At 35.1% G+C, this 25,414-nt stretch carries 28 protein-coding genes; 5 read left to right on the forward strand and 23 right to left on the reverse strand.

The window, feature by feature from the left end:
* Positions 1-65: 65 nt before the first annotated feature.
* The 5 genes from ACWV26_RS09940 to ACWV26_RS09960 all read right to left on the reverse strand — a co-directional run bounded on the left by ACWV26_RS09940 (position 66) and on the right by ACWV26_RS09960 (position 5,216).
* Positions 66-455: a thiol-disulfide oxidoreductase DCC family protein gene (locus tag ACWV26_RS09940; RefSeq protein WP_455894606.1), complete on the reverse strand. Its 390-nt coding sequence runs from the start codon at positions 453-455 to the stop codon at positions 66-68.
* Between the two features lie 117 nt (positions 456-572).
* Positions 573-1,283 (reverse strand): LutC/YkgG family protein, encoded by a 711-nt coding sequence (locus tag ACWV26_RS09945; RefSeq protein ID WP_455894607.1) that lies wholly within the window; start codon positions 1,281-1,283, stop codon positions 573-575.
* Positions 1,280-2,716, reverse strand: a complete 1,437-nt coding sequence (locus ACWV26_RS09950) for a LutB/LldF family L-lactate oxidation iron-sulfur protein (protein WP_455894608.1) — start codon at positions 2,714-2,716, stop codon at positions 1,280-1,282. Before ACWV26_RS09950 ends, ACWV26_RS09945 begins: the two co-directional genes overlap by 4 nt.
* A 14-nt stretch (positions 2,717-2,730) precedes the next feature.
* Positions 2,731-3,447 carry a (Fe-S)-binding protein gene (locus ACWV26_RS09955; protein ID WP_455894609.1) on the reverse strand — a complete coding sequence of 239 codons (717 nt, stop codon included), beginning with the start codon at positions 3,445-3,447 and terminating at the stop codon, positions 2,731-2,733.
* Positions 3,448-3,719: 272 nt separating this feature from the next.
* Positions 3,720-5,216 (reverse strand): amino acid permease, encoded by a 1,497-nt coding sequence (locus ACWV26_RS09960; protein ID WP_455894610.1) that lies wholly within the window; start codon positions 5,214-5,216, stop codon positions 3,720-3,722.
* A 247-nt stretch (positions 5,217-5,463) separates the two neighbouring features.
* Here ACWV26_RS09960 and ACWV26_RS09965 point away from each other — a divergent pair, with 247 nt between their 5' ends.
* Entirely contained in the window at positions 5,464-6,471 is a 1,008-nt protein-coding gene (locus tag ACWV26_RS09965; protein ID WP_455894611.1) for a nucleoid-associated protein, read from the forward strand.
* A gap of 55 nt (positions 6,472-6,526) precedes the next feature.
* Here ACWV26_RS09965 and ACWV26_RS09970 read toward each other — a convergent pair whose 3' ends face one another.
* Positions 6,527-7,087 (reverse strand): histidine phosphatase family protein, encoded by a 561-nt coding sequence (locus ACWV26_RS09970; protein ID WP_455894612.1) that lies wholly within the window; start codon positions 7,085-7,087, stop codon positions 6,527-6,529.
* A gap of 202 nt (positions 7,088-7,289) precedes the next feature.
* Here ACWV26_RS09970 and ACWV26_RS09975 point away from each other — a divergent pair, with 202 nt between their 5' ends.
* Positions 7,290-7,781, forward strand: coding sequence for a hypothetical protein (locus tag ACWV26_RS09975; RefSeq protein ID WP_455894613.1), 492 nt, complete (start codon positions 7,290-7,292; stop codon positions 7,779-7,781).
* A 99-nt stretch (positions 7,782-7,880) separates the two neighbouring features.
* Here ACWV26_RS09975 and leuD read toward each other — a convergent pair whose 3' ends face one another.
* The 8 genes from leuD to ilvE all read right to left on the reverse strand — a co-directional run bounded on the left by leuD (position 7,881) and on the right by ilvE (position 17,417).
* Complete coding sequence (gene leuD, locus ACWV26_RS09980; RefSeq protein WP_455894614.1) at positions 7,881-8,471, reverse strand: 3-isopropylmalate dehydratase small subunit; 591 nt, start codon at positions 8,469-8,471, stop codon at positions 7,881-7,883.
* Between the two features lie 14 nt (positions 8,472-8,485).
* Positions 8,486-9,895 (reverse strand): 3-isopropylmalate dehydratase large subunit, encoded by a 1,410-nt coding sequence (gene leuC, locus ACWV26_RS09985; RefSeq protein WP_455894615.1) that lies wholly within the window; start codon positions 9,893-9,895, stop codon positions 8,486-8,488.
* 17 nt (positions 9,896-9,912) lie between these two features.
* Positions 9,913-11,013: a 3-isopropylmalate dehydrogenase gene (leuB, locus tag ACWV26_RS09990; RefSeq protein WP_455894616.1), complete on the reverse strand. Its 1,101-nt coding sequence runs from the start codon at positions 11,011-11,013 to the stop codon at positions 9,913-9,915.
* 146 nt (positions 11,014-11,159) lie between these two features.
* Positions 11,160-12,182, reverse strand: a complete 1,023-nt coding sequence (gene ilvC, locus ACWV26_RS09995) for a ketol-acid reductoisomerase (protein ID WP_455894617.1) — start codon at positions 12,180-12,182, stop codon at positions 11,160-11,162.
* 37 nt (positions 12,183-12,219) lie between these two features.
* The gene (gene ilvN / locus ACWV26_RS10000; RefSeq protein ID WP_455894618.1) at positions 12,220-12,735 is read right to left on the reverse strand and encodes an acetolactate synthase small subunit; all 516 of its coding nucleotides are present in this window, start codon (positions 12,733-12,735) and stop codon (positions 12,220-12,222) included.
* Positions 12,732-14,486 (reverse strand): biosynthetic-type acetolactate synthase large subunit, encoded by a 1,755-nt coding sequence (gene ilvB, locus ACWV26_RS10005; protein WP_455894619.1) that lies wholly within the window; start codon positions 14,484-14,486, stop codon positions 12,732-12,734. Before ilvB ends, ilvN begins: the two co-directional genes overlap by 4 nt.
* A gap of 351 nt (positions 14,487-14,837) precedes the next feature.
* On the reverse strand, positions 14,838-16,505 hold the full coding sequence (gene ilvD, locus ACWV26_RS10010) for a dihydroxy-acid dehydratase (RefSeq protein ID WP_455894620.1): 1,668 nt from the start codon (positions 16,503-16,505) through the stop codon (positions 14,838-14,840).
* A 12-nt stretch (positions 16,506-16,517) separates the two neighbouring features.
* Positions 16,518-17,417: a branched-chain-amino-acid transaminase gene (gene ilvE, locus ACWV26_RS10015; RefSeq protein WP_455894621.1), complete on the reverse strand. Its 900-nt coding sequence runs from the start codon at positions 17,415-17,417 to the stop codon at positions 16,518-16,520.
* Between the two features lie 664 nt (positions 17,418-18,081).
* Here ilvE and ACWV26_RS10020 point away from each other — a divergent pair.
* Positions 18,082-18,630, forward strand: coding sequence for a cysteine hydrolase family protein (locus tag ACWV26_RS10020; protein ID WP_455894622.1), 549 nt, complete (start codon positions 18,082-18,084; stop codon positions 18,628-18,630).
* 60 nt (positions 18,631-18,690) lie between these two features.
* Here ACWV26_RS10020 and ACWV26_RS10025 read toward each other — a convergent pair whose 3' ends face one another.
* A complete protein-coding gene (locus ACWV26_RS10025; protein WP_455898221.1) occupies positions 18,691-20,154 on the reverse strand; it encodes an MDR family MFS transporter in 1,464 nt (487 codons plus the stop codon).
* A 163-nt stretch (positions 20,155-20,317) separates the two neighbouring features.
* On the opposite strand from ACWV26_RS10025, the gene mscL reads away from it, so the two are divergent.
* Positions 20,318-20,686, forward strand: a complete 369-nt coding sequence (gene mscL, locus ACWV26_RS10030; protein ID WP_455894623.1) for a large conductance mechanosensitive channel protein MscL — start codon at positions 20,318-20,320, stop codon at positions 20,684-20,686.
* 45 nt (positions 20,687-20,731) lie between these two features.
* Here the strand turns inward: mscL and ACWV26_RS10035 are convergent, their stop codons facing one another.
* The 4 genes from ACWV26_RS10035 to ACWV26_RS10050 form a co-directional block, all read right to left on the reverse strand.
* Positions 20,732-21,328, reverse strand: a complete 597-nt coding sequence (locus tag ACWV26_RS10035; protein ID WP_455894624.1) for an SCO family protein — start codon at positions 21,326-21,328, stop codon at positions 20,732-20,734.
* A 94-nt stretch (positions 21,329-21,422) separates the two neighbouring features.
* Positions 21,423-21,545, reverse strand: a complete 123-nt coding sequence (locus tag ACWV26_RS10040) for a YvrJ family protein (RefSeq protein ID WP_455894625.1) — start codon at positions 21,543-21,545, stop codon at positions 21,423-21,425.
* Positions 21,546-21,650: 105 nt separating this feature from the next.
* Entirely contained in the window at positions 21,651-21,866 is a 216-nt protein-coding gene (locus ACWV26_RS10045) for a DUF2922 domain-containing protein (RefSeq protein WP_455894626.1), read from the reverse strand.
* A 22-nt stretch (positions 21,867-21,888) separates the two neighbouring features.
* Positions 21,889-22,107 carry a DUF1659 domain-containing protein gene (locus ACWV26_RS10050; RefSeq protein ID WP_455894627.1) on the reverse strand — a complete coding sequence of 73 codons (219 nt, stop codon included), beginning with the start codon at positions 22,105-22,107 and terminating at the stop codon, positions 21,889-21,891.
* 107 nt (positions 22,108-22,214) lie between these two features.
* Here ACWV26_RS10050 and ACWV26_RS10055 point away from each other — a divergent pair, with 107 nt between their 5' ends.
* Complete coding sequence (locus ACWV26_RS10055; RefSeq protein WP_455894628.1) at positions 22,215-22,643, forward strand: DUF2621 domain-containing protein; 429 nt, start codon at positions 22,215-22,217, stop codon at positions 22,641-22,643.
* A 105-nt stretch (positions 22,644-22,748) separates the two neighbouring features.
* On the opposite strand, the gene ACWV26_RS10060 is transcribed toward ACWV26_RS10055, so the two are convergent.
* From ACWV26_RS10060 to ACWV26_RS10075, 4 genes are all read right to left on the reverse strand, one after another.
* Positions 22,749-23,246 (reverse strand): CcdC family protein, encoded by a 498-nt coding sequence (locus ACWV26_RS10060; protein WP_455894629.1) that lies wholly within the window; start codon positions 23,244-23,246, stop codon positions 22,749-22,751.
* A gap of 26 nt (positions 23,247-23,272) precedes the next feature.
* Entirely contained in the window at positions 23,273-23,632 is a 360-nt protein-coding gene (locus ACWV26_RS10065) for a response regulator (protein ID WP_455894630.1), read from the reverse strand.
* A 31-nt stretch (positions 23,633-23,663) separates the two neighbouring features.
* Complete coding sequence (locus ACWV26_RS10070; protein ID WP_455894631.1) at positions 23,664-24,374, reverse strand: cytochrome c biogenesis CcdA family protein; 711 nt, start codon at positions 24,372-24,374, stop codon at positions 23,664-23,666.
* A 171-nt stretch (positions 24,375-24,545) separates the two neighbouring features.
* A complete protein-coding gene (locus ACWV26_RS10075; RefSeq protein WP_455894632.1) occupies positions 24,546-25,232 on the reverse strand; it encodes a nuclease-related domain-containing protein in 687 nt (228 codons plus the stop codon).
* Positions 25,233-25,414 lie beyond the last annotated feature (182 nt).

Here is a 25,414-nt window from a genome sequence, read left to right on the forward strand (position 1 = left end):
TCGAAAAAGATTCATAAGTAAATAACATTAATATTATACTTTGTGATAAGTTTTTCGAATGACCCCTAACTAAGAAATCGTTTTCGTACCTTTTCATCTGGAATTTGGCATGAATTTCTCGACTTTGTTAATTTAAACCGATTTCGAGCAATTATCCTATAAAAATAATCTCGTATTGGCAGTGGGATTATTTTCAAAAAATATAAGTATGAATAAGGAAATCTTAAATTTTTTGTAATAAATAGTACTGCATTCGATTCTGTCAGTAATTGGCCATCCTGATATACGACAACTGTATCTAAGTTATGTGTTAAAGTAGTTGGTAATAATTTTGCTGCAATTTCTCCTTGTAACGGCGCAAAGTTTAATATGGGTTTTCTTTCATTTTTTAATACAAAACGAATGGAATTTTGGCAAAATCCACAGTCACCATCATAAAAAAGAATCGAATTCATCTAATCATCCACCTATTATATAGAAGAAACTTCAACGCTATTAATGGTACAAAAGTTTGCGATTATTCGCAACAAATATACTACATACATAAGTTTTAATACCAATTTTTCGTTTACTTATTGATCAGTTAAAATAATATAAGTTGCATGAATCGGCCCATGAACCCCAACGACTAATTTCATCTCGATATCAGCTGAATTACTTGGTCCTGAAACAAAATCAATAGCTGATGGTAAAACTTCCCCTGCTTCAACTCTCGAATTCAAGATTGTTGCTACTTGTGTCATACGAGGTACGATAGTGCTACTGTTTACGATTGCGATAAAACTTGTTGGTAACAAACTAACAGATTTTCCATGTTCGCGATTCGAAAACAATACAACCGTCCCTGATTCTGCTATGACATATTCGGAGAAAGTTATCCCGATTTTTGCTTTTTCGGCATTGAGAATGTTCTTACTTTCTAATTCTTGCTTCCATAAAGAAACTTCATATCCTTGGCTTGGCCATTTTTCTTCATATAGAGATTGTAATTGATACTCATTAAAACGTGAGTCCTGCCACATAGAAATTGGGCCACCACCATAATTTTCTACAATTTTATCAAGTATATTAGGTAGTTCACTTGAAGTAGTTTTGACAAGATTCGTATGAATCTTTTTACATTGTTCTTCCAAGATTTCAATTAAATCATCTTGCGAACATCCTTCATACCCATTTTTCTGTGGTGAGTACTTCCAATTACGTTGCGGTTTTTCTTTTGTATTGATAGGACGACCTAATGCGTTACCGATTGTTTCTAAAAATGCTTCTTTCTGTTGAATCATTCGTTGTCACTTCCCTTTTCATGCTCTTTAAACCAATCTCTAAATCGTTCTTTTTTAGGTGCTGGAAAATCACGAATTTCAGTCCAAGCTTTTAATGGTCCAGGGCCTTTTGAAATTTTGTTATTTTTGGCAATTGGTGAAACAATACGAGAAGCGATTTTAGCACCAGCCGCATAAATTGAACTTGAAGAACCCCCTAAACTAAATGCCTTCATTAACATCGCTTCAGAAATAGGCGCCTTTCCTTCTATTTCCACTATTTGCTCACGATGTTTTAACAGTAACTCATGAAGAGGGATTTTCACAGGACATGCCTCGGAACAAGCTCCGCATAATGAGGAAGCATAAGGTAACTCTTTATAGTCATCATACCCTGCAAGTAATGGTGTCAGCACAGCACCGATTGGACCTGAGTAAATGGAGTTATATGAGTGACCACCAATATGTCGATAAACAGGACAAACATTTACGCATGCACCGCAACGTATACACTGTAAAATTGATTGGAAGTCAGTGCCCAAGATACTAGAACGGCCATTGTCAACGATCACCAAATGAAAATCCTCTGGTCCATCTGATTCGTCAGGCTTTCGAGGTCCAGTAATGACATTTACATAGCTTGGCAATTTTTGACCAACCGCGCTTCGAGTTAGCATATTGACTAATACTTCTAGTTCCTCAAAAGTGGGTACAAGTCTTTCCATCCCCATCACTGTGATTTGTGTTTTGGGAACTGTTGTAACCATACCCGCATTACCTTCATTTGTAACAAGACAAATAGAACCTGATTCCGCAACAGCAAAGTTACAACCTGTGATTCCAACATCTGCTGTCAAAAATTCATCTCGCAATGTGGTACGAACATGCCTTGCTAAATCCCCGGCTTCTGCAGATTTGTTCGGATTGTAACCTAGCTTATCTACAAATACCTCTTTTACTTGACTTGCATTTTTATGTAGTGCAGGTGCAACAATATGTGAAGGCTTATCATGATTATCAATTTGCAAAATATATTCACCTAGATCTGTTTCAACAACTGTGCAACCTGCTTCTTCAAGTGCTTCATTTAAGCTAATTTCTTCTGTTACCATTGATTTAGATTTTACAATCTTTTTTGCATCTTTAGCTCTTACGACTTCTTGTATATACGCTGTAGCATCCTCTGCGGTTTTAGCAAAAAATACTTTACCTCCAGCCTTTTCTACATTTTCGGCTAATTCATTTAGATAATAATCGAGATTATTTAATACATGCTGGCGAATTTCTTCTGCATGATTTCTCCATTCTTCCCAATCGCCTAATTCATCTGCAGCTGCTATTCGTCCAGCACGAAGTCGATTTTGTGCAGAGACAACCGCACCTCTCATAAAAGAGTTTTGTAAATTTTCTTCAACATTTTCTTTGAATTTATGGTTATTATATTGAATAGACAATAATATTCGCCCCTTTAATGGTGGTTTAGTACTTCTGCAATATGCATGACTCTAACATTTTCTCCTCGTCTTTGCATTCGACCACCGATATTCATCAAGCAACCCCCATCTGCACCGATTAAGTAAGTTGCACCAGTTTCAAGCGTACTATTTACTTTTTCATCTACCATTTGTTCAGAGATATTGCCCATTTTTACAGAGAATGTACCACCGAATCCACAGCAATTAAAGCTATTAGGTAATTCGACCATTTCAAGTCCTTCAACATTATTCAAAAGCTTTTTAGGAGATTCTGAAACTCCTAAAAGTCTAGTCATATGACATGAAGGGTGATATGTAGCTTTTCCTTCTAATTTCGCACCTACTTCTTCCACTTTTAAAACATTAACGATAAAATCTGTTAATTCATAAGTTTTAGAAGCTACTTTTTTGGCTTTATCATAATAGATTGGATCATCTTTAAATACTTTTGGATATTCTTTGAACATATATGCACAAGAGCCAGAGGGTGTCACAATCACCTCAGCATCTAGAAAAGTATCAATCATTTTCTTCATTGGTTCTTTTGCGTCTTTGACATAACCTGAGTTATATGCAGGTTGTCCACAACAAACTTGGCCAGATGGAAAGACAATTTCGCATCCTAATCTTTCAAGTAGTTCAACAGTTGCTTTTCCTACATCTGTTTGAAACATATCAACAATACATGTTGCAAATAAAGAAACTTTCATTTATAAACCCCCTCGATCAAAGCTAGGTCATTCTACGACTTAACTTATAGTTTTTATCCTACACCTGGAACGTTATATTTTCAAACTATTTTAATAAATTCGTATTTTCATTTAATCGAAATATTTAATCTACTAAGTTTACCATCGATTATTCTTATGAAGTATGGTTGATATGAGCTTATTTTCGCTTTTTAGCATTAGTTATAATTGAAAAAAGCTGTACCAAAGTAAGTATCTGTTCACTTTGGTACAGCCAATTTAGTTTCTACAAATTAATCTTCAAATTTAAAATCCATTTCTTCTAATTTAACAACTTTTGATTTTCTAACTAGTTTATAGCCAAATAATAAGATGAGGAAAAATGGAATGCCCAGGTATGCAGCTATTACACTCCCCCAGTCTACTTGATCTGCTAATAAGGCTTGAAAGTTTTGAGCTAGGATGACAACAATCCCACAAAAAATCGCGAAAATCGGTCCAATTGGAAACAGTTTTGCTTTATATGGCAATTCATCCAATGAATGTCCTTGAGCTAAAAACCCTTTACGGAATCGATAATGACTAACAGAAATCCCTAACCAAAAGATAAAACCTGTAATACCAATTGCATTCATTAACCAAAGGTATACTTGGCCATCTCCGAAGAATGAAGCTAGAAAAGCAAGAGCTCCGATTGCACATGTGAAAATCATGCTTGCAACGGGGACACCGCGCTTATTTAGTTTTGCAAAAATTTGCGGTGCTTGTCCATTTTTCGCCATAGAATACAACATTCTAGTAGATGCATATACACTTGAGTTACCTGCTGATAAAACTGCTGACAAAATGACTGCATTCATCAGTGATGCTGCAAAAGCGATGCCTGCTTTTTTCAAAATTAATGTAAACGGACTAACCATTACACTATCATTTTGTAAACTTGAATTCGTATAAGGAATTAATAGTCCTATGACGAAGATTGCTAAAACGTAGAATAGTAGAATTCTCCAGAAAACACTATTCACTGCTTTTGGAACGTTTTTAGCAGGATCTTCACTTTCTCCTGCTGCAACACCTACAATTTCTGTTCCTTGGAATGAAAAGCCTGCAGCAATAAAGACGATAAAAACACCGATAATCCCACTTGGAAAAGGTGCAGCATCTACTGTGAAGTTTTTAAACCCAACTGCTCCTTCACCCATAATGCCAAAAATCATCAAGATACCTACGATTAAAAAGATAATAATTGCACTAACTTTTATAAAAGATAGCCAATATTCACCTTCACCATAACCTTTTACCGATAGATAATTTAACAAGAAAATAATGGCTAAAAATGAACCGCTCCACACCCATGAAGGACTATCAGGAAACCAGAATTTCATAATCATGGTGGAAGCAGTTAACTCTGCTGCAATTGTCATGGCCCAGTTAAACCAATAAGTCCAGCCTATTGCAAATCCAAATGCTGGGTCTACAAATCTTGAAGCATATGTACTAAAAGATCCACTTGTTGGCATATATGCCGCTAATTCTCCTAAACTTGTCATGACAAAATATACCATAGCACCAACTAAGGCATATCCAAGTAGCGCACCCCCAGGACCAGCTGTATGAATAGCAGCCCCACTACTTAAGAATAAACCCGTTCCGATTGCCCCTCCAATCGAAATCATGGTTAAATGCCGTGATTTTAATTTTCTTTCTAATTGCTGATTGCCTTGATTTTCTTCATGGGTTTTTTCACTTTTTTTCAAACTAATACTTTCTTGCTCCTGCTGTAATGTCATTCCGCTTATCCCCTTTTGTGAGCATTGCTAAACTATTTAGCAATTCAAGTAGTTTGGTAAAAGATTTACTTTTTTACTAATTTTTCAATATAGTATAGTAGAAATATAATTCATAATTATCCGAATTGTCAATATATTTTTTCGGGGTACAAACTGGCTGAAGATTATTTGTTTAAAATCCATGTAATTATTGTACTGCGGATGATATGATATATTATCTATATCTATTAATTTAAGGGTGGATACCATGTTAGAAGTAAATGAAAGTAAATTAGCACAATATGTAGTGCATCATGTTAGTGATGTGCTTGTTTTAGGTGAAGAGGCTTTTTCTCAGCCAGAGGTATTGTTAGAAGCAGCCTTTACGCAATTAGCATTTAACAAAATCGATTGGGATCAGCAATACGAATTCTTCCATGAAACAGATATTGAATTAAATGAAGTTTATTCATATGTGAAAACTATTTTTGAACAAGAGGATCGATTCCTTGAACATTCGAAAAATATCGCTACACACTTACATTCCTCGTCTCAACATCCAAATATTAAAAGTGGAGAATTGTTTATTGGATTGTTCAAGAATTGTTTATGGAATACAACAGAAGCAAAAAAGGCCATTGCTATTGTCAAAATTGATGAAAAAGAAATATTTTTGGATGTCAAAAATGACCAAAATAAAATGATTGTAAATGGCATTGACGGTATTAATGTAAAGAAAGTCAATAACATGGCCGTAATCGTGGATATGGGCGCAGGCATTGCACCCGCCGTCTATATAAAAACAAAAAGAAAAGAAGATGTTGTCTACTGGCAAGAGCATTTTTTAAAAGTAAAAGTGGCAGATGAGAATTACCATAGAACGAATCTAGCGTTAACAGAATGTAAAAAATATATTATTAAAGAAGAAAGTTTTTCAAATACCAAGAAATTGGGACTTTTAAACAAAACACTCGATTACTTTAGAAATGAAGAAGAATTCCACGTCGATGAATATATTGATAGCGTTTTTGAAGAAGCCGAACCCGTACAAAAAGATATCATCGTCAATACGGTTAAGCCCTACGAAACAGTTATATCTGAAAGCGCAATTGAAAAGGTAGAAAAGAGTTATAAGCGAAAAATCAAACTAGATTCCAATATAGAAATTCAAGTTAATTTACCGAACATTGAGCATATGGATGAACTAATTGAAGTCGGCTTTGATGAAGTAACTAATCGGAAGTATTATAAAATTTATTTTGAAGAAGAAAACTAATTAAACAAGTAAATCCCGCAACACTATTAGTTGCGGGATTTACTTGTTTGTGTATTTAAAATCTATTCCAAATCCTTTTTACTTCTGTCAACTCTGTTTTATCGAATGTAAGTTTATAAATATCTGGCATATCTAGTTGTTTCCAAAAACTGAACCCATAGTTACTATTAAAATAATTCATGATAAGAACCATGATATTACCATGTGTTCCTACTACAATATTTTTATTTTCATAATCATTTAATAGCTTTAAAGTTGCCTTAACCCCTCTTTTCTGGGCAATACTATTAGATTCACCGCCATTCCATGAAAAATGAGAATTATCCCACAATTTTGATATAGCCAAATTAAAATCCTCAACAGGTTGATCAGACAGTTTTCGTTCCTTAAAATCTTCTACAATTAAAACTTCTTTTCTATACGACTTGGCAACTCCCTCAACCGTTTGTATCGCCCTTTTATATGGACTAGAAATCACAATATCTATTTTCTCTTTAATGAGAAGTTTACTAATTCTTCTGGCATCTAAGTAACCAATAGTAGATAATGGTCTCCCCAGTTCATCAGGTGTATATGTAGAGTGAGCATGTCGTACTAAGTATAAATTTGTATGCAAAATTGTCCTCCTTTATATTTTAACTTCATTAAATTACATAAAAACTGCTGTGAAATAATGTAAGATGATGAATTAGACTAGGACACTCGCTATCTAATACACCAATAAACCCTATGTATACATAATCCATTCATTGTCACCATATTGCAAATCCTTCATAAATTAAAATGAGAAAATGAGATTTTAAAAGAAAGGAATGGCTATGGTAAATTTTAAATCGTTTCAAGGAACCGTAACACAGATCAATGATTTTATGATTGGACAAAATGGAGAAGGCGAAGGTTGTTATCAACTAATGACGGTAGTAAATGGGGATGGTGGCATAGTTAATTTTGTGATTTCCCCTGCTACTTACTTTGTAAACCAGGAAATCGTTAATGTCGGGGATAATGTTACTGGATATTATGATGGGAATGCTCCTGTACCTTTGATATACCCACCACAATATCCGGCACTAGTTGTTGCGAAAGGAAATCATTACCAAAATGTAAAAGTGGACTTTTTTAATAGCCAGTTCCTAAGTAGTGACGGTCAATTACAATTAAATCTCTCTCCTTATACCATTATCTTACTCACAAATGGCCAACCTTTTTCAAAAAATCCTGCAAATCGGAACCTAATTGTAATATATGGTGCTACTACCAGAAGCATCCCTGCTCAAACTACTCCTTATAAAATAATCGTTTGGTGTTAAAGGATTAAAATTCAAGGTTAAAAATAGAAAACTATCGGAAAGCCCAATTACTTAGACGTGTTCGATAGTTTTCCTTTTGACTACTATTTCAACCTGATATTACACGAATTGAAGACGTTTTTCTTCAAATTTTTTGATTTCATCTTCATACTTAAATGTTAATGCAATTTCATCCCAACCATTTAACAGCATTTCTTTATAGTAAGGATTGATTTCGAAGTGATAGACTTTATCGTCAGCTGTTAAAGTTTGTTCTTGTAAGTTAACTTCTGCATTTAATGCAGATTGTTCACCCTTTGCCAATAACTCTTCAATTTCAGCTACTTTTAATTCGATTGGTAAGATTCCATTTTTGAAGCAGTTATTATGGAAAATATCAGCAAAACTTGGAGCGACAACAACATTAAATCCATAGTCTAAGATTGCCCATGGTGCATGTTCACGAGATGATCCGCAGCCGAAGTTTTCATGAGCTACTAAGATTTTGGAGCCTTTGTATTGTGGTTGGTTTAATACAAAGTCTTTAATTGGATTGCCATTTTGGTCAAAACGCCAATGATAGAAAACGTATTGACCAAATCCAGTGCGTTCAATTCGTTTTAGAAATTCTTTAGAAATAATTTGATCCGTGTCCACGTTTTTTCGATTTAAAGGTGTAATGACACTTTTTACAACATTAATAGGTTCCATAGTTTACGCCTCCATTACACAGGTACATTTATAATTTCACGAACATCTACAAAATGACCAGCGATTGCAGCTGCTGCAGCCATTGGTGGACTTACAAGATGTGTTCTAGAGCCTGCACCTTGGCGTCCTTCGAAGTTTCGGTTGGATGTAGAAGCACAGCGTTCACCAGCTGGTACCACATCTTCATTCATAGCAAGACACATACTGCATCCAGATTCACGCCATTCAAATCCTGCATCCTTGAAAATTTGGTCAATGCCTTCTTCTTCTGCTTGTTTTTTGACAGAGTACGAACCTGGAACAACGATTGCACGAACATTTGGATGTACTTGTTTTCCTTTTATAACAGAAGCCGCAGCACGCAAATCATGTAAACGTGAATTTGTACATGAACCGATGAAGACATGTTGAATTTCAATATCTGTTAATGGAGTGCCTTCACTTAATTCCATATAAGCAAGAGCTTTTTGTAATGCAAGTTTATCTGACTCATCCGCATAATTATCAGCTGATGGTACATTTTTTGTTATACCACTGCCCATTGATGGATTTGTACCCCATGTTACAAATGGTTCAATTTCAGATGCTTCAATTACCAGCGTTTTGTCATAGGATGCGTCTTCATCTGAAGCAAGTGATAACCAATATTCTTTTGCTTCTTCAAACTTTTCACCTTGTGGAGCGTAACGGCGACCTTTAATATAGTCAACTGTGATGTCATCTGGGCTAATTAATCCTGCTTTAGCACCAGCTTCAATGGACATATTACAAATTGTCATGCGTTCTTCCATCGATAACTTATGGATTGCATCGCCTGTAAATTCGACAATGTGGCCAGTACCTATATTTATTCCGAATTTTGCGATAATTGCAAGTATAACATCTTTTGCTGTAACACCAAAACCAAGTTCACCATTTACATGAATTTGCATTGTCTTGGGTTTGTTTTGCCAAAGTGTTTGTGTTGATAATACATGTTCTACTTCACTCGTTCCGATACCAAATGCAATAGCGCCGAAAGCACCATGTGTAGATGTATGAGAATCACCACAAACAATCGTTTTACCAGGTTGTGTTAATCCAAGTTGTGGTCCAATGACATGCACAATCCCTTGATCTGGATGACCCATATCTGCTAATTTAATTCCAAATTCTTCGCAGTTTTTAGCTAATGTATTAATCTGTGTTTTCGCAATGGGATCATTAATGACTGGTAAATTTTTTGTTGGTACATTGTGATCCATTGTTGCATAGCATAAATCCGGACGGCGAACTTTACGATTATTTAAACGAAGCCCTTCAAATGCTTGTGGTGAAGTCACTTCATGAATTAAATGAAGATCAATGTAGAGTAAATCCGGTTTGCCATCTTCTTGATAAACTACGTGTTGGTCCCATACTTTTTCGATTATATTTTTCCCCATTATTCTTCACCTTTTTTCTATATATAAGTTGTCATAATACTATTTGAAACAAAACTTGTATCGATTTCGTTTAACACTTTTTCTGTCCATTCATTTGTTGTCAGTACTCGACTACCTGGTGTAGCTAAATCTCCAGTGTAGTAACCATCTTCAAAGACTGCATTTACCGCACGTTCAACTTCAGCTGCCTCTTCTTTCAAACCAAATGAATAACGTAACATCATGGCAACTGATAGAATCGTTGCTGCAGGATTGGCAATCCCTTTACCAGCAATTTCTGGAGCAGAACCATGGACGGGTTCATATAATCCAAAATTGTCAGAACGGATACTTGCTGATGGTAATACACCAAGAGATCCTGTGATGACAGAAGCTTCATCACTTAAAATGTCTCCAAACATATTTTCAGTCACAATAACATCATATGCCCCAGGATTTGTAATCAATTTCATTGCTGTTGAATCGACTAAACTATGTTCAACTTCAACATCTGGATATTGCGCTTTTTTCTCATCAACAATTTGTCTCCATAAACGGGAAGTTTCAAGCACATTTGCTTTATCTACAGATGTTAACTTACCTTTACGAACGCGTGCTAATTCAAATGCATTTTCAACGATTCGTTCAATTTCAGGACGACTATAAACAAGTGAATCAAGTGCTTCTTCTTCTGTTCTATTGCGTGGTTCACCAAAATATAGACCACCTGTAAGCTCGCGAACAATGAGTAAATCAACGTCTTTTACTAAATCATTTTTTAGAGGAGAGGCATTGATAAGTGATGGAATAGCTTGAACTGGACGCAAATTTGAAAATAAATCAAAATGTTTCCGAATTCGGAGTAATCCTTTTTCGGGTCTTAATTCAGCAGGGTTTTGATCCCATTTCGGACCGCCTACAGCTCCTAAAAGGATTGCATCACTCTCTTCACATAACTCAATTGTTTCATTTGGAAGTGGATCTTCATGCTGATCAATTGCAGCACCACCAATCGTCCCATAAGCAATATGAAATGAATGCTGGAATCTTTTGCCTACAGCTTTTAGCACTTCAACTGCCGATGCGACTACTTCTGGACCAATTCCATCACCAGGTAAAACAGTAATTTTCTTTTCCATAGTTCTCTCCCCTTCTGATACGAATCAAGCATTTCTTTTACTAAATAGCAAGTTATATACCTAATTGGCTTAAAGAAGCAGTTAACTGCTTCTTTAAGTTTTTATGATAAAAGTAACCTATAGATATACAGCAAGCTAGTAATCTATTAAGCTTTCGTAGTTACAGTTTCTTTGTTCACTTTTTGACCAACAAATGGCATCATAGCACGTAACTCTTCGCCAACTTTTTCGATTTGATGTTCTGTTTCAGCTTGTTTGATTGCATTGTATTTAGGACGACCATTTTGGTTTTCTTCGATCCATTCTTTTGCGAATTTACCGTTTTGGATGTCTGTTAATACAGCTTTCATGTTTGCTTTAACATCTTCAGTAATCACGCGTGGACCTGATACATAGTCGCCCCATTCAGCTGTATCAGAGATTGAGTAACGCATGTTAGAGAAGCCTCCTTCGTAGATTAAGTCTACGATTAGTTTCATTTCATGTAGACATTCGAAGTATGCACTTTCTGGTTCATAACCAGCTTCAACTAATGTTTCGAAACCAGCTTTGATTAAGTGAGTTACACCACCGCAAAGAACTGCTTGTTCTCCGAATAGATCTGTTTCTGTTTCTTCTTTGAAAGTTGTTTCAAGAACACCAGCACGAGCACCGCCAATACCTTTTGCATAAGCAAGACCGATTTCTTTTGCTTGACCAGTTGCATCTTGATATACACCAACTAATGCTGGAACGCCTGCTCCAGAAACATATGTGCGGCGAACTAAATGTCCTGGACCTTTTGGAGCTACTAAGAATACGTCTACATCAGCTGGAGGCACGATTTGTTTGTAATGGATGTTGAAGCCATGTGCAAATACTAAAGCGTTGCCAGCTTCTAGGCCTTCTGCGATTTCACTTTCGTAAACTTCTTTTTGTTTTTCATCTGGTAGAAGAATCATGATAACATCAGCTTCTGCAGCTGCTTCTTTTACAGATTTAACTACAAGACCATCATTTTTTGCTCTTTCAGCCGAATTCCCTGGGCGGATTCCAACACGTACATCGAAGCCTGATTCTTTAAGATTTTGGGCATGTGCATGACCTTGAGAACCATAACCGATGATTGCGATTTTTTTACCTTCTAATACTTTTTCATTGATGTCTTGGTTGTAATATAATTTTGCCATTTTAATTTCCCCCTGATTTGTTTTTTAGTTTTTATATTTATTGTAAAATCGAAAGTTGCGCAGATGGCTTAATTTGAGCATCACGTACAAATGCAGTTACACCTGTACGAGTCAGTTCTTTAATACCATAAGGACGAATTAGTTCAATAAATGCGTCAATTTTTTCCGGATTACCAACGATTTGATAAGTAATTACATTTTTACCCATATCGATGATTGAACCGCGGAATGGTTCAACGATTGAATTGATTTCGCCACGCAAATTCGGTGGAGCCACAACTTTAATTAGTGCTAATTCACGCATTACAATAGATTTATCTGTAATGTCATTGACTTTAATGACGTCAATTTGTTTTGATAATTGTTTCACAAGCTGTTCAATCTTCGCTTGATCTTCAACATTGACGATAAATGTCATTTTAGAAATGCCTTGTTGTTCTGTATGACCAACTGTGATGCTTTCTATGTTAAATTGGCGTTTCATCAGTAGACCTGTTACACGATTGAGAACGCCGCTTTGGTTAATAACTGCAACGGAGATTACTCTTCTCATCCTTTTTTCACTCCTATCATTTCTGCAAGACCTTTACCAGGAGCTACCATTGGATTAACCAAAGTTAATTCTTTAATACGACAATCCACTAAAGTAGGCTCATCTGATTCGATTGCTTCTTTGAATACAGCTTCCACTTCATCCACTTTCTCTACTTTATAGCCTTTGATTCCATATGCTTCTGCAAGTTTTACAAAATCAGGTTGTACTGGTACTAAAGAAGATGAATAGCGTTCTTCATAGAAGGTTTCTTGCCATTGGCGCACCATTCCTAAACAGCTATTATTTAAGATGAAAATTTTCACTGGTAATTTGAATTCTTTTAGCAAAGCAAGTTCTTGCAATGTCATTTGGAAACCAGCATCTCCAACGATTGAAATGACTTTTTGATCTGGTTTCGCAAATTGCGCACCAATTGCAGCTGGGAAACCAAAGCCCATTGTGCCTAGACCACCTGAAGTAACCCAGTTGTGATCCTTTTTAAATGAATAGTATTGTGCAGTCCACATTTGGTGTTGACCAACATCTGTCGTAATGATTGCTTCACCTTTCGTTAAGCGGTGAATTGTTTCAACGGCAAATTGAGGATAAATGGTTCCATCACCATCATCGTCATACCATAGCGGACATTCTACTTGGCATTCATGTAGATATTCATGCCAAAGTGTTAAATCTTGAGCTTCAAATGGTTGCTCTAATAATGAAATTAAAGCTTCCTTTGCATCGGCTACGATTGGAATATCAGTTGGAACGTTTTTACCAATCTCAGCGGGATCGATATCGATGTGAATTACCTTTGCGTTAGGTGCAAATTTATCTAATTCTCCTGTTAAACGGTCATCGAAACGTGCGCCAATATTTAACAACACATCACAATTACTTATTGCCATATTCGCTGTAAATGTACCGTGCATACCTGCCATTCCTAGGAAAAGTTCATGGTTACCTTCGATGCTTCCAAGTCCTAAAAGTGTATTTACAATCGGGAAATTGTATTTTTCAACAAATTCAGTTAATTCTTTTTTTGCATCCGCTGCAAGCACACCTGCACCAGCTAAAATAACAGGTTGTTTTGCTGTACTTAATAAGGACACTGCTTTTTTAATTTGCAAATAGTTAGGATAAATTGTTGGTTGATAACCTGGCAAGTTAATTTCGGCTTCTTCGACTGCACTTGCATCAAATATGCTATTGGCAATATTCTTTGGAATATCCACTACAACTGGACCCTTACGACCTGTTGAAGCGATATGAAACGCTTCTTTTACAATTCGTGGTAAATCCTGAACATTTTTCACTTGATAATTATGTTTTGTAATTGGTTGTGTGATTCCAACAATGTCTGCTTCTTGGAAAGCATCTGTGCCAACAACTGTCGTAGCTACTTGGCCTGTAAAGACAACGAGTGGTAAAGAATCCATCATTGCATCAGTAATACCAGTGACCAAGTTTGTTGCACCTGGCCCAGAAGTAGCAATCACTACTCCGGTTTTACCTGATACACGTGCATAACCTTCAGCAGCGTGAATGGCACCTTGTTCATGACGAGCAAGAATATGCTTAATTGGATTACGGTAAAGTGCATCATATAAAGGTAAGACTGCACCGCCTGGATATCCAAAAATTATTTCAACACCTTGGTTTTGCAACGATTCAATAAATATCTCTGCACCCGTTTTACTGGCTCTACATTCTTGATCAACTTCTTGATCTGCCGCGGATTGTTTTTTTAGTGGAACTTGTGCATTCATCAAAGAACTCCTCCCAGGAAAATCGTATTTTATTAAAAAAAGCTTTTTCATCCACGCAAAAGAAGACCTTTCGCGTAGGGATGAAAAAAGCTTCCATGGTACCACCCTAATTTGTAGTCAAAGAACGACTACCTCATGAATAGATTAACTATTCTTTATCTAACGAGCACAAAAGTATGCGCCCGAGGCTACCTATTAACCAATGGCTTTTAGCAACCCACTCCGAGGGGATGTCGATATTAGTTGTACTGCCAGTTCTCAGCAACCCGGCTCTCTGTAAATACAAAGCTCTAATATCTTTAACCTCATCAACGTTTTATCTATATAAGTTTATTATTATTTAACATTGAATTATATTTTCATTACCCCACCAGTAGAAGCGGAAGTAACTAATTTTGAATAACGTGCTAAATATCCTTTTTTAATCTTCGGTTCAAATGGTTGTAATTGTGCTTTTCGTTGTTCTAATATTTCATCTGATACATTTAGTTCAATTGTTCGATTTGTTAAATCAATTGAAATGATATCTCCATTTTTAACTAAAGCGATTGGACCACCTTCAGCAGCTTCAGGAGAAATGTGTCCAATTGAAATACCGCGAGATGCACCTGAGAATCTTCCATCAGTTATGAGTGCAACGTCTTTACCAAGTCCACGTCCCATAATAGCTGATGTTGGTGCAAGCATTTCAGGCATCCCTGGACCGCCTTTTGGACCTTCATATCGGATAACAACTACATGACCTTTTTGAACTGTGCCGTCATCGATTCTTGCTTGTGCTTCTTCTTGAGAATCAAAAACAATTGCTTCCCCAGTAAATTCCTTAATAGATGGGTCAACCGCACCAACTTTAATAACTGCGCCATCTGGAGCGATGTTACCAAAGAGAACGGATAAACCACCAACTGGACTATATGGATTATCTTTTGTACGAATGACTTCAGTATTTAGAATTTCATGACCTTTTACTTGTTCTTCAATGGTTTTACCAGATACTGTGATGCGATCTTTATGAATTGCACCAGGAATTTTGCATAACTCATTGACGATGGCACTAACCCCTCCTGCAAGATGAACATCATGCATTGAATAATTAGATGCTGGCATGATTTTTGCTAAGTATGGAACTCTTTCTGCAACCTTGTTAATGTCTTCAATGTTATAGTCAATTTCTGCTTCATGAGCAATTGCAAGTGTGTGTAACACAGTATTTGTAGAACCGCCCATTGCCATATCAAGAGCAAATGCATCATCGATTGTTTCTTTAGTAATAATATCTCGAGGTCTTACATCTTCTTTAACCATCCGGATTAAATGTTCTGCAGCTTCCTTAATCAACTGATATCTTTCTTCAGATGTAGCAACAATCGTTCCGTTACCTGGTAATGCCATTCCTAACATTTCCATTAATGAATTCATTGAGTTCGCTGTGAACATTCCTGAACAAGAACCGCAAGTTGGACATGCATTTTCTTCTATTTCTTTTAATTTTTCTGCTGTCATTAAACCACTTTTATAAGATCCTACACCTTCAAAAACAGAAGTAAGAGAAAGTTGTTCACCAGTAGATGAAACGCCAGCTTCCATAGGTCCACCGGATACAAAGACAGATGGAACATTCGTACGAACAGAAGCCATCAACATTCCGGGTGTGATTTTATCGCAGTTAGGTATGTAAAACACGCCATCAAACCAGTGGGCATTGATCACTGTTTCAGCAGAATCTGCAATTAACTCACGGCTTGGCAATGAATAGCGCATACCGATATGCCCCATTGCTATCCCATCGTCAACACCGATTGTATTGAATTCAAATGGAATACCACCTGCTTCACGAATTGCTTGCTTAACAACTTCGCCAAATTTTTGTAAGTGAACGTGTCCTGGAATTATATCAATATACGAATTACAAACACCGATAAATGGTTTATCTAAATCTTTTGTTTTAACACCAGCAGCATATAAAAGACTACGGTGTGGAGCTCGATCGACTCCCTTTTTAATCATGTCACTTCTCATTATTACCGCCCCTTATTCTACTGTAGCTTCTTTTTGGTATACTTTTTCACCTTGTTCTTCAACAACTTTACGGAATGCTTGAAGAATGTGATTTGTTACTTTACCTGGTTTACCTTCACCAATTTCACGGCCGTCAACGTTCACTACAGCAATTGCTTCAGCAGCAGTACCAGTTAAGAATACTTCATCCGCTACATACACATCATGTCTTGTAAATACACCTTCACTCGCTTCATATCCAAGCTCATTTGCAATTTCTAATATTACGTTACGTGTAATACCTTCAAGTGCTCCAACGTATGCAGGAGGTGTAATTACCTTATTTCCTTTGACGATGAAGATATTATCAGCAGAACCTTCTGCGACATATCCTTCTTTGTTTAAGATTAATGCTTCTGTTACTCCAGCTTGCTGTGCTTCAATTTTTACTAGAATATTATTTAAATAGTTTAATGTTTTCGTCTTTGGACTCAATACATCTGAAGGTACTCGTCTGCTTGAGGCAGTTACAATTGAAATACCAGTTTCATATAATTCAGCAGGGAATAATGCAAGTGGCTCAGCAATGACAATTACACTAGCACCTTTGCATGTTGAAGGATCAATTCCTAGGTTTCCTTCACCACGGGATATAATTAATCGGATATATGCGCTTTGCAAATCATTTGCTTTTAAAGTTTCTTTTATGATTTCAGTCATTTCTTCCATTGTGTATGGAATAGTAAGCAGAATAGATTTAGCAGATTCATATAAACGAATTAAATGTTCTTGTAAGCGAAAGACGTTTCCATTGTATGAGCGAATCCCCTCAAATACACCATCGCCATATAAAAAACCATGATCATAAACAGAAATTTTAGCGTCTTCCTTTTTCACTAAATTTCCATTAAGAAAAATTAATTGTTCCCCCATACTTATTTCACTTCTTTCTATAAAATACAATAAAGTGTTTAAGAGCAATTCGCTTTAAAACATTTATTAAATTGTTGCTATCATAGTACGTATTTCCATTCAAGTCAACAGTATTTTTTGAATTGTCACTTAATTTAAAAATTCATAAAGTGTTTGTATACGTTTTCATTCTCTTTATACCACCTTTTCGCTATTTTTTGATAATTAATAAATTTTTTGAAAAATTGATTAATTGAGTTTATTTTGATTTTTATATCTAACATAATCATATTTATATTTACATCTTGATGTAAAAAACTTAATCGAGTAGAAGTACTCAAAAAACAAAAAAGGCTTCTTCTAAAGGTGAATTTGTTTACGCCTTTAAAAGAAGCATTATTTTTTATTCATCATATTCATCGTAAAGCCTTAGTGGATCTCCCAGAAGTCAAAAGCTAAATTCAAGATAAAAATTGAATGTATGGCTACAAAAATCAGAGCCTGTTTGTTTAGTTTTTTTGTCAAAGCACGATCCATAAGCTTACATCTCCCTTCTGCTTTTTTGTAATTATAATCTAATTTATTAGAATTTGCAAAATATTTTAATTTATTAGTTTTAATTTTTTCCAAATGGATTTGTTCTAATTTATATGTCATAGTAAAGGAAAATGGTTGAGGTGATTAAATGGAAAAAGCATTAATCGTAATCGATTATACGGTAGATTTTGTAGATGAAAACGGTGCATTAACATGTGGGAATCCTGGGCAACGGCTCGAGAATGCTATTCTAAATCATATTCATCAATTCGTGGAAGATGGTCAGCTCGTGGTTTTTGCATGTGACTTACACGAAAAGGATGACACTTTCCACCCAGAATCTAAGCTATTCCCCCCACATAATATTCGAGACACAAAAGGCCGAGAACTTTATCATCAAGTACAGACATTATATGAGCAAATAAAGGACTTACCGAATATTTTTTGGTTAGATAAAACAAGATATAGTTCTTTTGTGGGGACAAATTTAGAACAACTATTACGAGAGCGGAAAATTAATAATCTTTATTTAACGGGTGTATGTACAGATATTTGCGTTTTACATACTGCTGTGGATGCTTATAACAAAGGGTATTCTATTCATATTTTTGAGGATTCTGTTGCAAGTTTTAATCAAGATGGGCACGAATGGGCACTTGGTCATTTCAAAAACTCTTTAGGAGCAACAATTCTATAATGTGTTGGGCATCAATTAGAATCTGCGAAATTCTAGATGATGCCCTTCTATTTTCATTGTCTATTTTGATTGAACTTTTCCTTTAGGCAAAAAGAATGTTAATAGAATTGCGATAAGCGCGAAGATTACAGTTCCTGTATAAACAAAATGGATTCCTCCTACTATAATTTGTATAATATGATTAATTTTTTCAGGTGAGAAAACCGTTTGATTAAATGAACCATTTAAATTTATGTTTTCTGCTCCAAGCTTTGCCAATTTCCAACTTGTGGCTGTATTAAAGATTGCGCCAAAGATTGCAGCACCAATAGACTGGCTAAATGTGTTAATAAATGAATTTAGGCCAATTGCAGTGCCTAACTGTTCTTCAGTAGTAGAGGCCTGGACAGAAATGACAAGCATTGGTGAGATAAATCCCATACCTAATCCTAAAAAAGATGTAGATAACGCTACAAAGAAAGGACTGGTATTTGTTGATAAGAACATCAACATCGTTGTTGCAATGATTAAAAGCACAGTCCCTATTTGTATAATAGTTTTGTTTGTAAATCGTCCGACTAAATTCCCCACTACAATTGCACCAACAGTCCACATAACTGATAGTGGTGTCAACATTAAGCCTGCTTCCGTTGCATTTTTCCCTAATACAGATTGAGCATAGATTGGTAAATACGCAGAAATACTAATGACAATTGCCATACAGAATAGTGATAATCCGTTAATTACATTTAATCGCTTATTCTTAAATAATGACAGTGGGATAATAGGTTCTGCTGCTTTTTTTTCGACAAATATAAAAAATCCTAAAAATACAATGGCTATGATATAAAGTGATAGTTGAGAAGTAGTTAGCCAGAGTTGTGTATTACTTCCTTCAATTAGTGAATAGAGAAGTGCTACCATAGCGGTTGAAAATAGCAACGCACCAGCATAATCTATTTTTCTCTTTAATTTTTCTTGATCTTCTTGATAATATTTTGCAATCAGTAGTATTGCCCCTGCACCAAAAGGAATATTCAAAAGGAAAATATAATGCCATGTTAACTGATCGACGATAAATCCACCAATTAGAGGGCCTATAACGCCAGATATCCCCCAAACCATACTAATATATCCTTGACCCTTAGCGCGTTCCTTCTCGGTCTTAAAAAGCTCACCAACGATGGTTAAAGTAATAGGCAAAATAGATCCTGCACCAATGCCTTGTATAGCGCGAAAAACAATTAAAAGCTCCATGGAGGTGGCTAATCCACATAATAATGAGCCCAATAAGAAAATACTAATCCCCACGATGATTATTCTCTTTCGGCCAAATAAATCTGCTAATTTACCGAAAATAACCGCAGAAATTGCTGAAGTTAATAGATAGGCAGAATAGATCCAACTAATTAATTCAACTCCAGACAGGTCAGTCGTAATGCTAGGGATTGCTGTTGATACAATTGTCCCTTCAATAGCAGCCAAAGCCGTTGCTAATAATACAGCGACAAATACTTTATTCATATAACTACCCCAATTCTTAATATAAATATTTCCTTAATTACTAATTGATAAACATAACATAGAAAAGCAGTGTAATATGTATGAGGAAAACTTTCTTTGAAACTAAAATAAAGTTTGCTATAATTTTGTTTGTTTTTACATTCAAATGGAAGAAAATGATTTAAGATTCGGAGGAATATAGTGTATGTGGCAAGACTTCAAAAAATTCGCGTTAAAAGGGAATGTCTTAGATTTAGCTGTTGGTGTCATTATAGGTGCCGCATTTGGCAAAATCGTTTCATCACTAGTAGCAGACATTATTATGCCTATTCTTAGTTTGTTAATTGGCAATGTCGATTTTACCAAGTTACATTATCACGGAATAAAATACGGAAATTTCATACAAAATGTATTTGACTTCTTTATAATTGCATTCTCAATTTTCATATTTATTCGTATCATTTCAAAAGTACATTTTAAGAAAAAACAAGAAGAAGTGGTTGAAGAAGTTCCTGTTGAAACTACAGAAGATCTTTTAAAAGATATTCGAGCATTACTTCAAGAGAAAAAATAAGCATGAAAGTAGCTACCAATAAATCACATGGTAGCTACTTTTTTATTATTTACCGTCTTCAATTATTGTTTCCATATCAACTGCAATCGTATCATATGGTACATCTTTATAGCCACTATAGTTTTTCACTACTACTCCATCTTGGTTTACTAAGAAAAAGCTAGAACCATGAATTACTTGGTTACTATTTGGGTCATCTTTTACTAATGTTTTAAATGATTTTAAAGCAAGGTTCGAAATTTCATCTTGAGAATAACCTGTTAACAAGTTCCATTTTGATTGATCCGCTACTGGATATTGTTCTAAATATTTTTTTAGTTTTTCTGGTGTATCCGTTTTTGGGTCAACGCTAAATCCAACGATGTTATAGTCTTTTAGCCCCTTTTTTTCAAATGACTTTTGAATGTCTGTCATATGCATCGTCATTGGTGGGCATACAGTCGCACAATTTGTAAATATAAACATTGCAAGCCATGGTTTCCCTTTCAAGTTATCTAGCGAAACTTGTTCTCCATTTTGGTTTGTATAATTGAAATCTTGTACTTTCCAATCAGTTTCAGCTTTAAATTTGCCACCACCGCAAGCAGTTAAAAATACTGCTAACACGATTACCATGAACGGTATGAATAACCTTTTTTTCATTTTATCGTCACTCCTAATCAAATTCATCTTATCTAATTACAACCTATATTACAAGAAAACTTTTTGTCCTTTTAAGTCGAAAGGATGAATCGGATTATTTTAAATCTAATAATGCTTCATGGATTGCTTGCAGCTTCGTTTCAACCCTATGCATTAAATAGAATGACACAAAGATTGGAAATCCTATTTCTTGTATTAGCGTAGTCCATTCAGCCATTGCAATTCCTCCTCTCTTTAAACAAAGAAAAATCTGCTCTTCTAGTAAACGAGAACAGCAGATTTTCTAAATTATTATGAATAAATGAGATTATATTTAGTAGTTTTAAGCTTCTACTTCTGTAACAGTACGTTCAATATAACGGGCTCCTACAATTTGCGCTATTGGCGCATTATCAACCTCAAATACATTACTTGATACGATGGTGTTCATGGCTTGATAAATTTCTTCATTCGTTAAATCTTGTTTAGGCATATCTACACTCAATGAAACACCTTTACCATCTTCTGTCTTAAATTGTAATTGCAATACTTTTGACATGCGCAAACCCCTCCATTTTTAATTAGTTTTGAATAATTTCTTGTGTCAAAATTCCTGTTCCTATAAATTCATAGGAATAGAGACTAGCTAGAGCATTACCAGCAGTAGTTAAATTATCAACTGATGTTTGATCTGACACATTTTGGTAAGACTTTACTTTTTCAACTAGTTGACCATTTTCATTGACACCTAATGAAAACTTCAAGCGTAGAGTTGCTTTTTCAAATGCTTTTGTTGCCATCTGTATCACCTCCCTTTCACTCATTAAATAGACATAAAATCTAAAAAGAGGACAATGGGGTGCAATTTTTTTAGAATCCTTTTATAATTACAGTTGAGGTGAATGTAGTGTTAAACGGCTGGTTTATGTGGTTTATATTATTTTGGGTAGTTGTTCTGATCGGTACAATGGCTATTGGTGGGTTCTTTATGTTCCGGAAATTTCTAAAATCGATGCCAAAAGACGATGGAAAATCTACATTGGATTGGCAAGATTATTATGTAAATAAGACATTGCACTTATGGCATCAAGAAGAAAAGGACTTATTAAATGAACTGGTTAGTCCAGTTCCAGATTTATTCAGGGATGTAGCAAAGCAAAAGATTGCAGGTAAAATAGGAGAACTTGCTTTAGAAGAAAAGGCCAAAAAGATAAATTTTGACCTAATTATTAGAGGATACATACAAGCCTCACCAAAACGTGATCATAAATTTTTAAGAAAAAAGATGAACCAAATGAAAATTGATATAACACCTTATGAGCATTTACTTGATTGACGAATGCTACAGCTTTTAACGGACGCGGCGATTGATTCGTTTTAAGCTACGAATACTAAACATTAAAAAAGATTCTTTCCAAATTTCGGAAAAGAATCTTTTTTATTAGTTATGCTGTAATTGTAGTTGTTTTTCCAGCTTCTTGTATCGAATTAGCATTGCAATACGCCATGGAAGAATCATTGAAAAGGCTAATATAAAGAACATCCCGCCAAGTTCTCCAAGATGGAAAGAACCGCTTAGGTAAACCTTTGCAACTGTTCGAACCACCAAAAGACCTATTAAGATAAAAAAGAAAGCCTTTGAAGGTTTCAAGTATACATCATTATCAACAATTTCAAATTTTGAAGTTGCAATAAGTACTGTTGAACAAACAATACCTGCTATAACAGCTTCTAACACTTGAGGCCAAGGCACACGAAAATAGTCAAAGCAAAACATTAGCGCGCCGGTTGACATTGCAAAAGGTGGAATAATAATTTTCTTAACACTCGCTGGTTTTTTTGAAGATTTTGAACGAATGATCATGGCCATAATCCCCATTATGACAAACATAACAGAGGAACCAATCACTATATATTGAGAAGGAATAGCGCTCAACATATTACAATCACCTGTCTTTTATTTAGTTATTCTATCATTTGACGTATCGTCGTCTCTAAACGTTCCCGTTCAAAAGGTTTTGTTATAAAATCTTTTGCTCCATATTTCAACGCTTCTAAGATGACCTTTTGTTGACCTAATGCTGTAACAATACAAATTTTAGCATTTGGGTCTTCTTTTATAATTTCTCTCGTTGCTTCTAATCCTGACATAACAGGCATTGTCACATCCATCGTTACTACATCAGGATGCAATTTTAGGTACTGCTCGATAGCTTGCTCTCCGTTTTCGGCCTGGCCAACAACATCAAAGCCAGCATTTGCGAGAATTTCTGTAATTGTCTGTCTCATAAACATTGTATCATCTACTACTAAAACTGTTGACAACCATTTCACCCCGTTACTTATATAGTTCCTTTTAAAACCCTTGGAACCCTCCGAAAATAGGCGTAAGGATACTGTTAATCCACGTTAATCCATCAAAGAATAAAATTACACCTACAAGAATCATGATATATCCGCCAATTTTCACGAATTTCTGGCTATTTCTTCTAATCCAATTCATACGAGCAATGAAGAATGACAAGACGAAAAATGGAATTGAAAAACCTAGTACATAGGCTAACATATACCCAACAGCTGAATCTGGGTTTGTTGTCCCAAGTGCGATTATAGCAGCTAAAATAGGTCCCGTACATGGAGTCCAACCCGCAGCAAATACCAGTCCAATAAGTAAAGAACCAATATAACCGGAAGGTCGATTATTAAATTCAAATTTGCGATCTTTCATCAAAAACTCTGGAGTGAAGATGCCAGTAATAACAAGACCAAACACAACAATTAAAATACCACCAACTTGACGAATTAACTCATCGTACTGAACAAATATCCCTTTGATAAAAGAGGTACTAAAACCTAATGCAATGAAAATTAAAGAAAAGCCGAGTAAGAAAAATATTGTATGCAGAATGGCTCTTTTTTGCAACATTCCTCTTTCATTCTTTAACTGATTAAATGATATGCCAGTTATGTATGATAAGAAAGCTGGATAAAGAGGCAACGTGCATGGTGATATAAAGCTTAAAAAGCCTGCACCAAAAGCAAAGAAAATATTAATGTCTGGATTCATATGCAGATGTCGCTCCTTATAATTACTGTATCCATCGTACCAAACTTTAAGGAAAAATACTTATTTTTTATCTATATTATTATAAAGATAATTGCGTACTACGTATTAGTATAATGCGTAAGGTAAACATTGGGCAAGATTTCTGTCATGCCTGATTAATTAGATTAGGTCTCAAGAAAATTTCCTCTGTATGCTTGAAACATGTTCATTCTTAAGTTTTTCACTTACGTTCGTATACTTTGACAGCTTGCCATAAAGTGAATATACAGGTATACGTTTTTCCAAATAATGTTGATTTATATTATCTATGATAGCAAGATTTCTCCTATTTATTACATGAATAGTTGGCGTAGTAACTTCAATTGTTTTCAGAGTACATCGATTGCTAAAAACAATCATTGACGTAAATAATTCTTTAGGTTGATCATTAATAATTTTTTGTAAGGCTTTTATATGCGTGTGATTTTGTTTAATCGGATTGTAAAACTTAAAATTCTTCTTATTCGGAAAAACTTGAGTCCATTTATAATCCTTTTCCCTTCCAAAAATCCAACCACTATAATTTTTTGATTCAATTACATAAATTCCTTTTTCGTGAATAAACAAAATATCAATTTCAGTCAATTCACTACAATTTTCTTTCGGAATATATACATTCACTAAAGTTTTATGTATACCAGGAAACTTTTCTAATTCATTTACAATTGAATATTCACCGAATAACCCAGTATTAAAACGAACTTTCCAATAGGAGGAATTTGTTATTTTTTTATATGGACTCCTTTCAAAACGAGAATAAGATATAAAAAAGGAAGGGAGTAGTATAAATATTGTACTAAATAAAAATATAAGAAACATTTAATTCACCTTCTAATTAGTATTATTATACTACGTTACCATTTAATTAATATTTTTCCAACAATTTAAAAATAAAGATTCTATAAATTTTCTTGTTAAATCATCATCAATCTTTCACACCAAAAAACCAGTTCCCCTCTGGAAACTGGTTTCCCTTTAGCACACTATGTATGCTGGATATG

It is taken from the genome of Rummeliibacillus sp. JY-2-4R (genome assembly GCF_053847205.1).